We start from the raw sequence: 17447 nt of genomic DNA on the forward strand, positions 1-17447 counted from the left end.
CCATCGGAAGTCCGATGGTTTTTTATGTTTTAGATTAAAAAAAATTATGCATTCTTTTCTTTTAATAAATCTCTGATTTGAGTCAAAAGTTCCTCTTGAGTTGGACCAGCTGGAGCTTCCTCAACAACAGCTTCTGGTTTTTTCAATTTGTTGATACCTTTGATCATTACAAATAAAGCGAAAGCCACCACTGTAAATGAAATTGCTGCAGAGAGGAAGTTACCATACTTAATTGCGGTGCCAGGAATAACAAGTTGTGATAGGTTTTCAGCATTTATTGCTTTTAAAGCTGGATTAAGGATAGCAGGAGTAATAAGGTCTTCAACTAATGAAGTTACAATTTTACCAAATGCTCCACCGATAACTACACCGACAGCCAAGTCGATCACGTTACCTTTAACAGCAAACTCTTTAAATTCTTTAAAAAATCCCATAGTGTTTTGTTTAATGTGTCTGTAAAAGTATTAAAAAATTGTAAACACAATCAAGTATTTACTAAAAAAATTGCATGAATTAAGAAATTGTCTGATTTTTGAATGCGAAAAATTATTAATTTTGCAAAAAATGCTAAACGATGAAAATACTCAATATCAATCAGTTAAAAGAATGTGATCTGTTCACTATTAAAAATAAACCGATTTTTTCTATTAATTTGATGGAAAAATCTGCTAAAGTTAGTTGTGAATGGCTTTTAAACAACACATCTCCTAGTGAGGATTTTGTAGTTTTTTGCGGAAATGGTAATAACGGAGGAGACGGTTTGGCGATTGCAAGATTACTGTCTTTACAAAATAGAAAAGTGAAGGTTGTTGCTAATTACGGTAAAAAATTTGCAAAAGATGCGTTAACTAATCTTCAAAAAATTCCTGAAAACGTACCTATTGTTGATACTAGTGATTTTTCAATATCGATTATTAGAAATACTACAATTATTATTGATGCCATTTTTGGTATTGGTCTTAATAAAAATATTGGACAACCTTGGGAGGCTATAATTGATGATATTAATAAGCTTGATAATCGGGTTATATCTATTGATCTTCCTTCTGGTTTTATTCCTGATGGAGACCGAAATAGTGATGTTAAAATTAAAGCCACCGATACATTAAGTTTTCAATTTTATAAAAAAATATTTTTTCATCCAGAAACAGGTATCAATTGTGGTAAAATCCATGTATTAGATATTGATTTAAGTAAAACTTATATAGATAATGCCGAAGTTGATTCTTATGTGTCTGAAGAGGATATTATTAGGAAAATATATAAAAAAAGATCAGATTTTACCCACAAAGGTAATTTTGGAAAAGCCGTACTTGTTGGCGGAAGCTATGGAAAAACAGGAGCTATTATTTTAGCAGCACGTGGAGCCTCAAAAACAGGAGCTGGACTTACATTTATCAATGCGCCTGAGTGTGCTTATTCCGCAAGTCTTATGCAACTTCCAGAAGCTATGTTCGAGTTTGCTGGTGCTCGAGAAGTTGATATAATTACTACTATCGAGGATGGTAATTATGGTATTGGACCTGGTTTCGGTAAAACTGAAACAGCAAGATTAGCACTCGAGAATTTCTTAAGAAATCATAGCCGTCCTATTGTGTTAGATGCAGATGCTTTAACATTGCTTTGTAGTCATTTTAATTTACTATCATGGGTGCCAAAAGATTCTATTTTGACGCCGCATCCTAAAGAATTTGATCGTCTTTTTGGTGCTTCACTTAATTCTTTTGTGCGATTAGAATTGGCAAAAGAAATGGCAAAAAAGCATCAACTTAATTTTGTTCTTAAAGATCATCATACGCAAATAGTTCTTCACACTGGAGAAGTTTATTATAATGTTACGGGTAATTCTGGTTTAGCAAAAGGAGGAAGTGGTGACGTTTTAACGGGAATTATCACCTCTCTTTTAGCACAAAAATATTCACCAAAAGAAGCAGCCATTTTTGGCGTGTGGATACATGGTAAAGCCGCAGATTTAGCGCTTAAAGGACAGTCTAAAGAAAGTCTTCTCGCATCAGATGTTATCGAAAGCGTTGGTAAAGTCTTTAACTATCTGTCAAAGTAGAAGTTAAAACACTAAATATAATAATTAAAAATGTCCAGATCCACACCGATTTGGACATTTTTGTTTGTTGTCCCATTGCTACTTTATAAATGCTAGATTGGACTTCAAAGAATATAATTAAAACAAAAGTATTAATCAGCATTCCAAAAGAAGATTTCAAATCGAGATTCCAATTTTGTCTAATGGAAGAAACATCGGATATTTTTAAAGATTTTAAATCAGCGATTTGTGTACTAAAAATTAAAAAAAATATTAATCCTAAAATTGGCATTAACCAATAGAATAGTTTGTTACCAAATCCATCAGCCTCGCCATTAAATCCAAAATGTGTGGGTATTCTTGCTGGAAGACTACGGTAGGTGAGCGCACTGAACAATAACAGCCCAAATAATAATAAAGAATTGATGAGTATTAAAAGAATTATCATTTTTTAATTGAAAATTTGGATGAAAAAAATATTTAAATTTTATAGCAATTTAAAACTATTTTAATAAAAACGGAATTCTTTTATCGTTAAATTTGTTATATGATAAATGATAAAAAGAATGAAATTTTTCGACAATTAGTTGAAAACAAATTCCAAATATACAATTCGCTTTTCATGAGCTTGCCTTATGACAAAATGACGAATATCGGCATGTTGCTGCCTTTTTTATATGAAGAAAGTAAAGACGGTTACGACAAAGCTTTGTCACCGGAAGAGATTATTAATTCGTTTTTTAAAAACCATACAGACCTCGAATCCGAAGATCAAAAGTTAGAACTGCTTTTCAAGATCGTTCAGTATATCGAACGACAAGTGGTTTTGTTTGATAGTATAGAAGATGCTGCGTTCCAAAAGTTACATTCGGATGCCGATTCGGGCACAGTTCTTAATCTTTACGAACGAGCTTTGCAAGACCATCGTTTGACCGATGTTCGAAAAAAGTTAAAAGATTTCTCTGTTAAAATCGTTTTTACGGCGCATCCAACACAGTTTTATCCAAACGCAGTTCAGCGGATAATTCATGATTTACGAGATGCCATCCAGAATGATTCAGTCACGAATATTGATGTGCTTTTGCAACAGTTGGGCAAGACGCCATTTGTTAATAAAGAACGTCCGACGCCTTTGGACGAGGCGATGAGCATTATGTATTATTTGCGATACGTCTATTATCAAAGCATTGGCGATTTGTACAAAAAACTGAAGGAAACCTTCGGAACCGATGATTATCACTTACATCCCGATATTATAAAACTTGGTTTTTGGCCAGGTGGCGATCGTGACGGAAATCCGTTTGTGACTGCTGATGTAACCTTGGAAGTCGCAAAAGAGCTGCGAAGTTCGATTCTTAAATGTTATTACGGACATCTTAAAAATTTGAGAAGAAGACTTAGTTTTAGAGGTGTTTCCGAAGTTTTGGAAGATTTGAGCCATCAACTATATCAAGCGATTTTCCAAAAAGATTTTGAAATTTCTGAAACAGAAATTATTGCTAAAATCGATCAGGCGGAACATATTTTAATTACAGACCATCAGTCGCTTTTCCGAGAATTATTGGACGATTATCGTGATCGTGTAAAGATTTTTGGGACACATTTTGCGACTTTAGATATTCGTCAAGATAGCCGTGTTCATCAGAAAATTGTAGATTCTATTTACAATCATTTATTTAAAAATGAAGAGGATTCTGAAATTTCTAATCAGCAAAAGTTTGAAAGTTTACTAAATTCTGATAATCATGTTAAACCTAATGATTTTGAAGATGAAATTGTAAAAGATACTTTGCGAAATATTTTGAATGTTACTAAAATTCAACAACAAAATGGCGAACGAGGATTGCACCGTTACATTATTTCTAATTCGGATGAGGTTAAAGATGTAATGAATGTTTTAGCTTTGTTCAAAATTAGCGGTTATCAAAATGACGACATCAAAATGGATATTGTTCCACTTTTTGAAACCATGGAAGGTCTTATTAACGCCGAAGCTGTGATGCGAGATTTGTATCAACTTCCGTTTTATCAAGCTCATCTTAACAGACGCTGCAATCAACAATACATTATGTTAGGATTTTCGGATGGGACAAAAGATGGCGGTTATTTGAAAGCGAATTGGGAAATCTATCGGGCAAAAGAGCGTTTGACAGCCATTGCAAAAGAATTTGGAATTAAAGTTATTTTCTTTGACGGACGTGGTGGTCCGCCAGCAAGAGGTGGTGGCAAGACGCATGATTTCTATGCTTCGCAAGGTAAAACAATCGCTAATAACGAGTTAGAATTGACGATACAAGGTCAAACGATTACCAGTGTTTTCGGGAATAAAGACCAAGCTAAATACAACTTTGAACAGTTACTGACAGCAGGAATTGAAAATGATGTTTTTGAAAATTCTAAAAAAGATTTGACCGAAAAAGAGCGTCATTTAATTGAGAATTTAGCGGAACTTAGTTTCGAAAAATATTCTGAATTAAAAGCGCATCCGATGTTTGTGCCGTATTTGCAAGAGATGAGCACACTCGAATATTACGGAAAAACCAATATTGGAAGTCGTCCGAGCAAACGTGGCGCAGATGGCGAATTAAAATTTGAAGATTTGCGGGCGATACCTTTTGTAGGTTCTTGGTCGCAACTTAAGCAGAATGTTCCTGGCTTTTATGGATTTGGGACTGCGCTTAAAATTTTGAAAGATGAAGGTCGATTTGATGAGGTTAAATTCTTGTACCAACATTCGGATTTTTTCAAAACTTTGGTGCTCAACTCAATGATGTCGATGAACAAAACTTATTTTCCATTAACTTATTATATGAAAGAAAATAAAAAGTTTGGTGAGTTTTGGAATGTCCTTTTTGATGAATTCAATTTGTCGAAAGAATTAATGTTAGAATTAACAGGTTTCAAAGTTTTGATGCAAGAAGAACCGCTTAACAGAAAATCGGTTTTAATAAGGGAAAAAATAGTACTTCCGCTTCTGAGTATTCAGCAATATGCATTAATGCAAATACAGAAAAATCATGATAACAAAGCCGTTTATGAGAAATTAGTGATTCGATCTTTGTTTGGTAATATTAATGCAAGTCGTAATTCTGCTTAGTTTTTTAATTTAACATAAAACAAAAATCTATTGACTATGGCAGACTCAATATCAGACGTTTCTTCAGAGCTTTTTCGAACCATATTAATGAATACTTCCATCGGAATCGTGTGGATGGATTCGGAGAATTTTAAAATTAAAACCATAAATCCTGCACTTCTTGATGTCTTTGATCTTGATGAAAATTGTATTGGCAAAAGTGGTTTAGACGTTTTTCCAGATTTAATTCTGAAAGATAATGTAGAGATAATTTCGGATATTATTATTAATGGAGGAAAACATAAACATGTTATTCAACTTTTAAAAAATGATGCGGAGAAGTCAGATGATGTACAATTTTTTGTTTTAGAAATTTCTCGTGTTAATTTTGAAAATGAATTTGGACTAATGATAACGCTGCGTCAAATTGGAGAGCGATTGTTCTTCGAAAAACGCATGGCTGAATCTAAAGAAAAGTTCGATTATCAGGTGGCGGGTTCATTGTTTTCGAAAGCAATTTTGATTGGCGAAGATGCGCAAATCGAGATCGCTAATGAACGTATGATTTTGACTTTGGGTAAAGGTTATAATATATTGGGCTCTTCTATTTTTGATCTTTTCCCAGAATTAAAATCTCAAAAAATCGCTGAGTTATACAAGCTTTGTTTGGAAGAAGAAACAAAGATTTTCGAAAGGTGTATTCCCATAGAAATCAATATTAATGGTGTTCTCAAACATTTATTTTTAAAATTTGCTTTAAAACCGATAACAAACAAAAAGGGAGATCAAAAGGCAGTTTTGTTGTCCGTTCTTAATATTACCGATTTGGTTCTTGCAAAGCAAAAGTTGTATGATAGAGAAGCTTTGCTCAAACATTTTATCGAAAATTTACCAGTTGCCATTAATGTTTTAGAAGGTAAAGATTTTGTTTATCGCGTTTCTAATAAGATTTCGGAGAGTGTTTGGGGATACAAAATAGACATAGGAACTCGCGTTATTGATACTGTCCCAGGTATTGAAGGACGTCCTATTTTTAAAAATTTACAAAAGGTTTTTAATGAAGGTATTCAGTACGAAAAAAAGGAGTACGAATATGTTGATGCGAAAGGAAATACACAATATATTAATTATATTTTTCAGCCAATTAGAGATGTTAATGGTAATGTAAAGTATGTGATGACTTTGGGTTATGATGTTTCGGAAGAACTAAAATATAAAAAACAACTTCGAGAAAACGAAAAGAAATTTAAAACCTTGGCAGAGTCGATGCCGCAATTGGTTTGGACTGCAGATAATGAGGGTAGTGCTGATTATTTTAATAGTAATTGGTATACGGTAACTGACATTCCGTATGGCGAAAATCCTTGGGGAAACCTCGAGAAATTATTAGGTGTTTCGCCCTCAGAAGCTAAAGTTCTTACCGCAGAATGGTACAATTGCATCGCCAATAAAAAAGTTTATGAAAAGGAAATGTTGTTTAATAATTATAAAAAAACGGGTAAAAAACACTGGTATTTAGTGAGAGCAATTCCGATTTATAATGACGAAAAAATGGTCGATTCTTGGATCGGAACTTGTACAGATATCGACGATTTCAAACAATTACAACAACAGAAAGATGACTTTTTGGGGATTGCAAGTCATGAGCTAAAAACCCCGCTAACCAGTCTAAAATTATATTCTCAGTACATGGGAAGAAATCTGCAAAATCTGGGAGATACTGCTAATGCAAGTGTTGCTCGAAAAATGGACGAGCAGATTAATAAATTGACAGAGTTAATTGCTGAACTTCTTGACGTTACAAAAATCCAAAACGGAAGAATAGAATTAAAATCTAGTAAATTTGATTTTAATGACTTGGTGAATGAAGTTGTAGAAGAACAACAAATGGCAAGTAGACATCAGATTCTGGTTAATGCTAAGCCAGTTGGGATGATAGAAGCCGATCGTCATCGACTGTCGCAAGTCATGAGCAACTTGATAGGTAATGCGATCAAATATTCACCAGATGCTGACAAAGTCGTTGTAACTGCTGAACATTTGGGTTGTAAAATTAGATTTTGTGTTCAAGATTACGGCATTGGAATTCCTGAAGAAAAAATTGAACACGTTTTTAAACAATATTATCGTGTGAGTGGTGAGAAAGAACATACAATTCCGGGTTTGGGAATTGGTTTGTATATTTCTGCCGAAATCATCAAAAGAAGTAATGGTAACATTTATGTTAATTCTGAGAGGGGAAAAGGGTCTAATTTTTGTTTTGAACTTCCTGTAAAAAACTAATACAATCTTTTCTCCAATGTTGGAATTAAATAAAAAAATTATCATCGTTGATGACAATATTGCGATTTTGGATTCGTTGCAGATGATGTTGGATTTGGAAGGTTATGATGTTCAGATTTTCGAAAAAGGTTCTGAAATGTATCAACAACTTGACAAAAGCAATTTGCCCAATCTTATCCTTATGGATATGTGGTTGGCTGGTGAAGACGGACGTGATATTTGTCGATTAATTCGTGCCAATGAAGATTTTATGTCACTTCCAGTTATTATCATGTCTGCAAGTCGAGGCCTCGCAAATTCCGCTATAGAAAGTGGTGCCAACGAATTTGTTGCCAAGCCTTTTGACCTTTTCGATGTTTTGGATAAAATTAAAAAGTATAGTGATAAAAATTAAAAGACTGCCTTTCTAGACAGTCTTTTTAATTTAATTTTTAATAAATTTCTCAATCTTTTCGCCATTGTTTATTTTTAAATAATAAACGCCTTTTTCAAGATTCGAAATGTCTATTTTCACAGAGTTTTCAGTTTTAAGAAGTCTTCCTAGATTATCAAAAATTTGCACGGTTTCGATTTTAGAATTGGTTTTAATTTCGATAAAATCCTTAGCAGGATTTGGATAGATGCTAAAGTTGCTTTGCTTCACATTATCCACCATTAAATATTGATTATAGGCTTTTCCAAAATTAACAATACCATAACCTTGTTGGTCTGTTGGCGCAGTAGCATGAGAAGCAGTCGAACGAAGTTTATTTTTAACATCATCAAGATTGACACTTTTTGGTAGCGCTTGTAGCAATGAAGTGATACCTCCAGCCGACAAAGGATTTGCCAATGAAGTTCCGCTTGCTTGGGTCACATTATTGTTGAAAACAGTTGCCGTCGCCACACCTCGAGCACAAACATCAGGCTTAATAACTCCCACAGAATTGGGTCCGTAGGATGAAAAGCTTGCACTAACACCATTATAATCGACAGCACCAATAGAGAAGACTTTTGCATTGTCGGCTGGCGTTATGATGTAAAACCAAGAATTATCGGCTTCGTTACCAGCCGCAAAATTGATGAAAATTCCTTTTTCGTAAGCAATTTGCGCACCTCGAGCAATAAAGCTGGTTGTGCCATTCATATCTGCGTAGGTGTAATCGTAGCGACTATCATCAAACTCGTAATAGCCCAACGAAGTCGAAATAAGATCAACGCCTTTTCTATCTGCTTCTTCGGCAGCTTCGATCCAATAGAGTTGCTCTTCTGGGATTTCGATGTCTGCATCTTCAGAAACATATAAATAAAAATTAGCGTCTGGCGCAGAACCGACAAATTGATTTAGAATAAAACCGCCCATTGTTCCTAAACAAACAGCACCGTGCGAGTTGAGATTTTGATTATAAATATCGTTGTTTTTTGAAACGAAATTATAACCACCTTTTATTTGTCCATTATCTCTCAACCTTTTGAAAGCACTTCCTGTATTTACACTAGGAAAGCCAGTGTCGATAACCGCAACCGTCATTCCTGTTCCGGTGTAACCAGCAACATGTAAACTTCTTAGATTCATTTGGTCAATTTGTGAAGCTGCTTCACCATAGTTAAAGTTGGCTCTATTTGCTTCTAAATTTTGCCATTTGTTAGGACGTTCGGCTTCCGATTTTTTTCCGCCGTTGGGATTTCTCACAAAAGATTCCACATGCGAGACGTAAGGCTGCGAGTTTAAAGTTTGGATTTGTGCTGCGGTTGCATTAACAGCAACACCATTTAACCATTTGGAATGGTCTTTAACGGTGAATCCTAAATTTTTCACATTTTGAATGTAAGAAGCTTCAATAGGAGCATCTTGATCGTTGAGAGCAATCGATTTGTGAGTTCTTCGATCCAAAGATTTTTGCGATAATTCGGATAAAGGATTTGCATAAAATGTTGCTTTGTTAGGTTTATCTTTAAAAAAGACAAAAACCAATTCCGTTTGTTGAGCTTGGGCGAAAAAGAGTCCGCCAAGCATCAAGCTGGTAAAGATTTTTTTCATAGATTTATGACAGGTTATTTTTTGTATAACTAAATTAAGCTTAAATTTACAAAATCAAAGTTTCGTTATGAAAAAAATTCAAATGGTTGACCTTCAAAGTCAATATTATAAAATAAAAAATGAAGTGGATAACGCTGTAATCAATGTTATGAATTCGGCAGCGTTTATTAATGGGCCAGAAGTTAAATTTTTCCAATCAGATTTAGAAAATTATTTAGATGTTAAGCATGTTATCCCGTGTGCAAATGGGACAGATGCTTTGCAAATTGCACTAATGGCACTGGATCTGAAAGAAGGCGATGAAGTTATCACTGCAGATTTTACATTTGCTGCAACAGTTGAAGTTATTCATTTGTTAAAATTAAAATCTGTTCTAGTAGATGTTAATTACGATACATTTACCATCGATCCAGAACAAATTAGAAAAGCAATTACACCAAAAACTAAAGCGATTATTCCTGTGCATTTGTTTGGACAATGCGCGAATATGGAAGAAATCCTAAAAATTGCTAAAGAACATAATCTTTACGTTATCGAAGATAATGCCCAAGCTATCGGTGCAGATTACACATTCTCAGACGGGACAGTTAAAAAATCTGGAACTATGGGAACGATTGGTACGACGTCATTTTTCCCTTCTAAAAATTTAGGTTGTTATGGTGACGGTGGAGCGATTTTCACTAACGATGATGACTTAGCGCACAGACTTCGTGGCATTGTTAACCACGGCATGTACGAAAGATATTACCATGACGAAGTTGGTGTTAACTCTCGATTGGACAGCATCCAAGCGGTTGTGCTAAGACAAAAACTTCCATTATTAAATAATTACAACGAAGCGCGTCAATGGGCGGCTAATTATTATAACGAAGCATTTGCTGGTCATGCGGATATTTTGACACCAGTTACAGCTGATGATACTAACCACGTTTTCCATCAATATACTTTAAGAATTACGAACGGAAAACGCAACGAACTTCAAAAATTCTTATCTGAAAAGGACATTCCTGCGATGATCTATTATCCAGTTGCACTTAGAAAACAAAAAGCTTATTACCAAGAAAGTAACGATGCAGATTTTGTAAATACAGATAAACTTTTGAATGAAGTTATTTCTCTACCAATGCATACAGAGCTGGACGAAGAGCAACTGAAATATATTACAGACGCAGTTTTGGAGTTTATGTCTGTAGAATAATTTCGAATTAAATAAAACACAAAAAAAATAATGGCAATACTAGTAACCGGAGGATTAGGTTATATTGGTTCGCACACGGTTGTAGAACTTCTTAACAATGATTTTGAAGTGATAATTGTTGACGACTTATCTAATTCTGAAAAATTTATTTTAAATAATATTGAAGAAGTTTCGGGTAAGAAACCAATTTTTTATCCATTTGATCTAAGACGAAAAGAATTATTATCTCAAGTTTTTGAAGCACATAATATTGAAGGTTGTATCAATTTTGCAGCTTTCAAAGCGGTGGGCGAAAGTCAAGAAAAACCTTTGGAATATTATGAAAACAATTTGTTTTCGTTGATTAATATTTTACAGGAGTTTAAAACTAGAAATGTATCTAATTTTATTTTTAGTTCTTCTTGTACGGTTTATGGTCAAGCGGATCAAATGCCAATCGACGAGAATACGCCTCTTAAAATGCCAGAAAGCGTTTACGGAAAGACCAAACAAATGGGCGAGGAGATTCTGAAAGATTTTGCTTTAGCGAATCAAAAGAAAATCACTTTGCTACGATATTTTAATCCAATTGGAGCACATCCATCAGCTAAATTGGGCGAATTACCAATCGGAGTTCCAAATAACTTGGTGCCTTATGTAACTCAAACTGCTGCGAAAATTCGTGAGAAGTTAAGCATTTGGGGAGATGATTATCCAACAGAAGATGGTACAGCGGTGCGCGATTATATTTATGTTGTAGATTTGGCGAAAGCTCACGTTGCGGCGCTTAAAAAACTAATCGATTCTAAAGAAGAAACGGTTATAGATATTTATAATTTAGGGACTGGAAAAGGATCATCGGTTTTGGAAGTTGTTAAAGCTTTTGAATCGGCGAATAATGTTGACGTTCCGTATCAGATTTGTGATCGTCGCGCCGGCGATATTACAATTGCTTATGCTAACGCTGATAAGGCTGAAAAAGAATTAAATTGGAAAGCTGACACTTCACTCGAAGAAGCGCTGAGAACAACTTGGCAGTGGCAAAAATATTTAGAAACAAGATAAAACAAAAAGCGATTCCTACGAATCGCTTTTTTTATTGGGTTTTAATTTTGATGGAGTTAAAATTAATTTTTAATAATCTTTTGGTTGGATGTTTCACCATTTTCAAAAAGGATATTCAAGCTATAGACACCTTTATTCAATTTAGAAATATCAATTTTATTCGATTGGTAATTATTTAATTTTTTGCCGTCAATACTGTATAATTCGATGTTTTTAATTTTATCGTTTGATTGGATATTTACTTCATTTTGACTAGGATTTGGATAGATGCTTACGTCTTTTTTAGTAGTTTCGCTCGTTCCTAATACAATAGTTTGTGATAAAACTGGACCAATCCACAGACTTTCTTTGTTAATATCTGTACATTTTGATTTGATGTAATTTTCATAGGTCCAATATACCGTTAAATTATTCACGCTCAAATTACTTTGGTCTGTGTCAACATAAGTTTCCAAACTCGTAGAGTAGCCACCTCGACGTCCATATAAAACTTGCGATTGTACAGCAGTTGGATTGGGCGTCCAGCTTAGATCATAGCTTTGATTAACCTGATTACTTAGCTTAAAATTAGTCGGACCATTACATATAACCTCACCGTTACTTGCGTTTTGAAGATACATCGAAATAGGGAAGTAGCCTTCATTATTGGCGAAAACAGCATCAGGAACTTTTAGTTTTATCGTATGTTGCCCAGCAGCTAGATTTCCAAGTTTTATCTCTCGATTTGGAATGGCATCACCAGGACACCAGTTGCTGAAAGATAACCAGTTGCGTAATGTTTTTTCGGTCGAACCGTAGATGCCGTTGCCTTGCGTATTTACAACACGGAAAGGCTCACAAGATTTGCCACCAGGTCTGTATTGATGCACAAGATTATCATCGAGATAGACATAATGCTCACGCCTTACATATTCTTCACCATTGGTATTGGCGCCGTGATTAGATGAAATTAAATGTAAAACCGCATTGTCAACAGGAGTATCTAATGTGAAATTTACGGTTCGTGTTGTAGTGCCAGGTTCATCTGTTGAATTGTATTTATTAAGATTTGAACGATAAAGTAAAGGCATGAAAAAATTAGAGTTGGTCGGTGCAGAACCTGTAGAGACAAATCTTAAATTTCCTCTAAAAACATCTGTTCTATCTGCACAACCAGCAACTTGTGTGTTAGCTGCTGCTGAATAACCATCCGCACGGAATTCAATCCAAATGTCATAATTCTGAGTTATCGAGGTGTCGTGTAAAAGATTCGCAAGATTATCAGTTTTAAATTGATAAGGCACCGTGGTTGGCGTTTTATTCTTGTTCATAAATGGTGTTATAAAACGACCAAGTTCGATACGTTTAACATCTGTTTGCTCCCAGGTATAAGTCGTCAAACCTTTCGGAACTAAAGCTATATTAATACCTGCTAGACGATCATAATTATCACATGCAGCGATAAGATCAACCTCCACAGAAACACTGCTGCCAATACTTGCGATTTCTTCGGGCGTTAATTTTCTAGAAATTATATCACGCTCATAACCGTGAAGTCGGATGGCGCCTGTCGGAATTTGTGAGTAGGCTTCAGGCGGAAGACTTTGTCCTTCACCCAAATAATGGTACATACTGTAGAACGGAACATCATTAAAAACTGTCACATTTTGAGCGTTTAACGATAGTCCAAGACTTAGCACAGCGATGCCAGTTAGTAGTTTTTTCTTCATATTAGATTTAGTTGTAAAATTGAATCTAAATATAAAAAAAATACTAACGTATTTAATTTTAATTACGAAAAATAAAAAGAATTAAGAAATTTCTAGATGATTTCGATATTCATCCCAAATGATTTTGAACCACTCCGTATAACGCTGCGGGAATTCTTCAATTTCGCGTTTTAGCTCGTTGATGGAGATGTATTTTATATCCGCCACTTCTTCAGGATTTAGTGTAAAATCACCGTTGTATTCCCCTGTGAAAACATAGTCCAACTCATGCTCCCAAAGGCCTTGTCCAACATCAGCTTTATACAAAAAATTAAAACGCTCTGTTAACTCTGCCGAAATTCCTAGTTCCTCTTGCAGACGGCGTTTTGCGGCATCTAGGTAAGATTCGTTTTCGCGCGGATGACTACAACATGCGTTGGTCCATTGTAGCGGCGAATGGTATTTTCCGGCGGCACGTTGTTGCAATAGCATTTCACCTTTGTCATTAAACAAAAACACCGAAAAAGCCCGATGTAGCAAAGCATTCTCATGCGCTTGCATCTTCTCCATCAATCCCAAAACCTCGTCCTGCGGATTTACTAAAACTACGCGTTCTTCCATATCACAAAGCTAATCAAAATTTTCAGAACATTTTTTAGAAGCTATTCCTGCTGTTCGCTGTATCTTGACGGTCTCGCTCAGACGGCTCCGCTGCGCTCCGCCGCCTCACTCGCCGCAAGGATGCCGCTTCCATCAGGGCTAGGATATTCTGCGCAATTGACAAATTGATTTTTTTGAAGATTTATGATTTGTGAATTATAAATTATAAATGTTGATTTACATTAGGTTACATTTCTTGGTCGCTGAAATCAATACATATTGAAAAACTCATTTTATTCTGATGTTTATTTTACTTGCGTCAAGCTGTCTATAATAGGAATTAAATTTTCTTCGCCGTGACCGCCGCAAACAGCAATGACGACCTTACCCGTTTTATCAATCACATATCTAGCAGGTAAACAACCAATGCTTAATTGCACTTGTTTGGATTTGTTTGGATTCCTAGAATTATCGATTTGATCAAAAGGTAGATTGGCAGCTTTCATTTTTATATGAAGTGCTTTTTCATCATCTACCAAATCATCAAGTATACCAATGAATTCGGCTTTTCCTTGTGTTTTGTTATAGGCATTTTGGATTTCTTTTACCATGTCATAATATTAGCAAGCTTGCAAATAATCTTGATTGTAACCAAAAATGACTATAGTTTTTCCCAAATGATCTTTTAAATTGAAAGTAGCGCCAGAAAACGTTTTTGCGGAAAAATTCTTAGGTTTTTCGCCGATATCAAATGTTACTAATTTTTTACGATATTCTACAATTTCTTTTTGAAAGTCGGCTTCCGATTTCTCTTCTTTTTTACACGATAATGCAAATGGAAGGATTAGCGTTAGTAAAAGAAGTTTTTTCATAATTGTATTTTATGTTTCTAAAATACAATTTTTTGCTAAACAAATTCGCCCAGAAAATTAATTTTCTGGGCGAATTAAATATTTTAGTTAATGCTTTTTACTTGGCGTTTTTCCACTCGTTAGCGAAGTCGATGAAATCTGCTACAGACAATTCTTCAGCTCTTATATCAAGGAAAGGATGTGCTTTCATACTTTCAGGGATATTGAGAACTTTTAGGGCATTGCTCAGTTTTTTACGTCTTTGGTTAAAACCTGCTTTCACAATTTTCTTGAAAAGCTCCTCATTGCCTGCCAAACCTTCTTTTGGATTTCTGAGCATTCTGATGACGCCAGATTTTACTTTTGGCGGCGGATTAAAAACATTTTCGTGAACCGTGAAAAGATAGTCAACATCGTAATAAGCTTGGATCATCACGGATAATATTCCATAATCTTTGGTGCGTGGTTTTGCTGCGGTACGTTCTGCAACTTCTTTTTGGAACATTCCGACCATCTCTGGCACGACTTCGTAACTGTCAACTATTTTAAATAAAATCTGTGACGATATATTATACGGGAAATTCCCGATAACAGCCAGCTGCCCTTTAAAAACTGTCGGAATGTCAATTTTCAGAAAGTCACCAACGAAATGTTGTTCCTGCAATTTCGGATAATGAATCTTGAGATAATCGATAGATTCGATGTCGATTTCTGCAACAAAGGTTTCGGTTGGTTTGTCCAAAAGAGACTTTGTTAGTACGCCCATTCCAGGACCAACTTCCAATACTTGGTCATAGCCTTGATAAGAAAGTCCATCGACAATATTTCTTGCAATATTTTGATCCGTCAAAAAGTGTTGACCTAGGTGTTTTTTGGCACGTACATTCATTTTGCAAAGATATTTATTTTTGAATTAGGAATTACGAGTTTTGAATTATGAGTTATGAATTATGTATTACAAGTTATAAGTGGTGATTTACGAATTATTTTATAAGAAAGGCTTAATCTAAAGAAATCTTCGAGGTTGTTTATTCTTAAGCAAAACACCGACAACCATCAACCGACAACCATAATCCAAAATCCAAAATCTAAAATCTAATTTCGAAGCGGTTGTTTTGCAATAGGGATGGAAGCGGCATCCTTTGTGGTGGCGCGAGGCGACGGAGCGTAGCGGAGTCGTCCGAGTGCCACTACAAAGATATAGCGGACAGCCCGACCGCAAAATGGGCTGGCCTAAAGCTTTGGTTTTTGCGGGATTGCCCAAAAAATATCCTCGAAAATTGATTTAGAATGTTTGCTTTTTATGATTTTATTAACAATACTTTGCCCTATTTTCAAGGCTTAAGTGAATATTATTTTCTATTTTAGCAGAAAATTTTTATTTAATGCCAAAGACTGTAGAGGATATTAACAAAAGTAGATTACGATCCAGTAACATTACCGTAGTTATAAGTATTGCTTTAGTTCTTTTTCTTGTGGGCTTATTCGGGTTAATCCTGATTAATGCTCAAAAATATTCGGATTATATTAAGGAGCAATTGGTTGTACAAGCTTATTTTGATGAGGATCTTGATTTAAAAGATTCTGCAAAAATCGAAAAAGCCAATCAGGTGAGTTATGAACTTATCAAAACGCTTCCGTTTGTGAAAAAGGCAACTTTTATCTCAAGAGAGCAGGCTTCTGTAGAAGCTAGAAAAAGTATGGGAATTGACTCCGAAGCTTTGTTTGATTCGCATATTTTTCCGCCATCTGTAGAGGTTTCCTTGAAGCCAGAGTACGTGGATCCTGTAAAAATAGAACAAGTTGTAAAAGAGCTTTCTAAAGTGCAAGGTGTGAAGGAAGTTAAAAATGACGACACGCTAACCAAATATGTGTACAATAATCTTAACAGAATTTTGAAATGGATTTTCGGATTTTCTATTTTGTTTTTGATATTAGCGATTGTATTGATCAATAACTCGATTCGTCTTAAGATTTATTCTAAGCGTTTTATTATCAAGACGATGCAGTTGGTGGGTGCGAAACGACGTTTCATTTTGAAGCCTTTCGTAATCGAAGCGATTATATTAGGTTTGTTAGGCGCTTTAATCGGGCTTGCGGCGCTGGGTGGACTTTGGTATTTCTTCACAAACGAGATCGGAACGCCTTTCGTTAATGATCCTAATCAATACTTATTGTTAGTGATTGCTGTTTTTGCAGTGGGTGTTTTAATTACAGTTCTAAGTACTATCTATGCAACTTGGAGATTCTTAAGATCTCATGTTGACGACTTGTATTATTCATAATTATGGCTAAAAAGAATAAATTTTCAGCGGATCAATTCGGAAGCCCAGCTTCTGCGCCAACGCCAAAAGAAAATAATTTTTATTTTGGGAAAACTAACTTCAAATGGATGTTGATTGGTTTGGCTTGTATTATCTTAGGATTTGTCCTGATGATGGGTGCTGACGCTAACACAACACCAGAAGGGAAGTTTGATCCTAATTACTGGAACGAAGGGATTTTTTCTGTAGTCAGAATCCGTATCGCACCTTTCTTGGTGATTGCAGGATTTGTGGTTCAGATTTATGCTATCCTGAAACGTGACAAAAAATAACTAGAATTTTATAAAATAAAATCATATTAAACTTTGGAAGAGTTCTGTTC

Annotated in this window: 16 protein-coding genes; 8 read left to right on the top strand and 8 right to left on the bottom strand. The window is 35.1% G+C overall.

Features of this window, described 5'->3' with window-relative positions; all coding sequences use genetic code 11:
- Positions 1–44: 44 nt before the first annotated feature.
- The gene (gene mscL / locus AC23MB_RS05305; RefSeq protein WP_312322464.1) at positions 45–434 is read right to left on the bottom strand and encodes a large conductance mechanosensitive channel protein MscL; all 390 of its coding nucleotides are present in this window, start codon (positions 432–434) and stop codon (positions 45–47) included.
- 140 nt (positions 435–574) lie between these two features.
- Between mscL and AC23MB_RS05310 the strand changes: the two genes are divergently transcribed.
- Positions 575–2062 (top strand): NAD(P)H-hydrate dehydratase, encoded by a 1488-nt coding sequence (locus AC23MB_RS05310; protein ID WP_313030593.1) that lies wholly within the window; start codon positions 575–577, stop codon positions 2060–2062.
- Here AC23MB_RS05310 and AC23MB_RS05315 read toward each other — a convergent pair.
- Positions 2043–2489: a DUF1648 domain-containing protein gene (locus AC23MB_RS05315; RefSeq protein ID WP_313030590.1), complete on the bottom strand. Its 447-nt coding sequence runs from the start codon at positions 2487–2489 to the stop codon at positions 2043–2045. The genes AC23MB_RS05310 and AC23MB_RS05315 overlap by 20 nt on opposite strands.
- Positions 2490–2588: 99 nt before the next feature.
- On the opposite strand from AC23MB_RS05315, the gene AC23MB_RS05320 reads away from it, so the two are divergent.
- From AC23MB_RS05320 to AC23MB_RS05330, 3 genes are read left to right on the top strand one after another with little or no spacing between them, the layout of a single operon-like run.
- Positions 2589–5138 (top strand): phosphoenolpyruvate carboxylase, encoded by a 2550-nt coding sequence (locus AC23MB_RS05320; RefSeq protein ID WP_487786703.1) that lies wholly within the window; start codon positions 2589–2591, stop codon positions 5136–5138.
- Between the two features lie 36 nt (positions 5139–5174).
- Entirely contained in the window at positions 5175–7400 is a 2226-nt protein-coding gene (locus AC23MB_RS05325) for a PAS domain-containing sensor histidine kinase (protein WP_487786704.1), read from the top strand.
- Between the two features lie 16 nt (positions 7401–7416).
- Positions 7417–7794, top strand: a complete 378-nt coding sequence (locus AC23MB_RS05330) for a response regulator (protein WP_313030581.1) — start codon at positions 7417–7419, stop codon at positions 7792–7794.
- Between the two features lie 30 nt (positions 7795–7824).
- On the opposite strand, the gene AC23MB_RS05335 is transcribed toward AC23MB_RS05330, so the two are convergent.
- Entirely contained in the window at positions 7825–9420 is a 1596-nt protein-coding gene (locus AC23MB_RS05335) for a S8/S53 family peptidase (protein WP_312324458.1), read from the bottom strand.
- A gap of 67 nt (positions 9421–9487) precedes the next feature.
- On the opposite strand from AC23MB_RS05335, the gene AC23MB_RS05340 reads away from it, so the two are divergent.
- Positions 9488–10618, top strand: a complete 1131-nt coding sequence (locus tag AC23MB_RS05340) for a DegT/DnrJ/EryC1/StrS family aminotransferase (protein WP_313030577.1) — start codon at positions 9488–9490, stop codon at positions 10616–10618.
- A gap of 30 nt (positions 10619–10648) precedes the next feature.
- On the top strand, positions 10649–11662 hold the full coding sequence (gene galE / locus AC23MB_RS05345) for a UDP-glucose 4-epimerase GalE (RefSeq protein WP_313030575.1): 1014 nt from the start codon (positions 10649–10651) through the stop codon (positions 11660–11662).
- Between the two features lie 62 nt (positions 11663–11724).
- On the opposite strand, the gene AC23MB_RS05350 is transcribed toward galE, so the two are convergent.
- The 5 genes from AC23MB_RS05350 to rsmA all read right to left on the bottom strand — a co-directional run bounded on the left by AC23MB_RS05350 (position 11725) and on the right by rsmA (position 15690).
- The gene (locus AC23MB_RS05350; protein WP_374329411.1) at positions 11725–13371 is read right to left on the bottom strand and encodes a peptide-N-glycosidase F-related protein; all 1647 of its coding nucleotides are present in this window, start codon (positions 13369–13371) and stop codon (positions 11725–11727) included.
- Positions 13372–13452: 81 nt separating this feature from the next.
- The gene (gene idi, locus AC23MB_RS05355; protein WP_312323278.1) at positions 13453–13971 is read right to left on the bottom strand and encodes an isopentenyl-diphosphate Delta-isomerase; all 519 of its coding nucleotides are present in this window, start codon (positions 13969–13971) and stop codon (positions 13453–13455) included.
- Positions 13972–14255: 284 nt separating this feature from the next.
- A complete protein-coding gene (locus AC23MB_RS05360; protein WP_312323277.1) occupies positions 14256–14561 on the bottom strand; it encodes a hypothetical protein in 306 nt (101 codons plus the stop codon).
- 9 nt (positions 14562–14570) lie between these two features.
- On the bottom strand, positions 14571–14822 hold the full coding sequence (locus AC23MB_RS05365) for a hypothetical protein (protein WP_312323276.1): 252 nt from the start codon (positions 14820–14822) through the stop codon (positions 14571–14573).
- A 97-nt stretch (positions 14823–14919) separates the two neighbouring features.
- Positions 14920–15690: a 16S rRNA (adenine(1518)-N(6)/adenine(1519)-N(6))-dimethyltransferase RsmA gene (gene rsmA, locus AC23MB_RS05370; protein ID WP_312323274.1), complete on the bottom strand. Its 771-nt coding sequence runs from the start codon at positions 15688–15690 to the stop codon at positions 14920–14922.
- A 496-nt stretch (positions 15691–16186) separates the two neighbouring features.
- Between rsmA and AC23MB_RS05375 the strand changes: the two genes are divergently transcribed.
- Positions 16187–17086, top strand: a complete 900-nt coding sequence (locus AC23MB_RS05375; RefSeq protein ID WP_487786705.1) for a cell division protein FtsX — start codon at positions 16187–16189, stop codon at positions 17084–17086.
- A 2-nt stretch (positions 17087–17088) separates the two neighbouring features.
- On the top strand, positions 17089–17397 hold the full coding sequence (locus AC23MB_RS05380; RefSeq protein WP_312323269.1) for a DUF3098 domain-containing protein: 309 nt from the start codon (positions 17089–17091) through the stop codon (positions 17395–17397).
- Positions 17398–17447 lie beyond the last annotated feature (50 nt).

Source organism: Soonwooa sp. T0.1_25 (assembly GCF_057652215.1).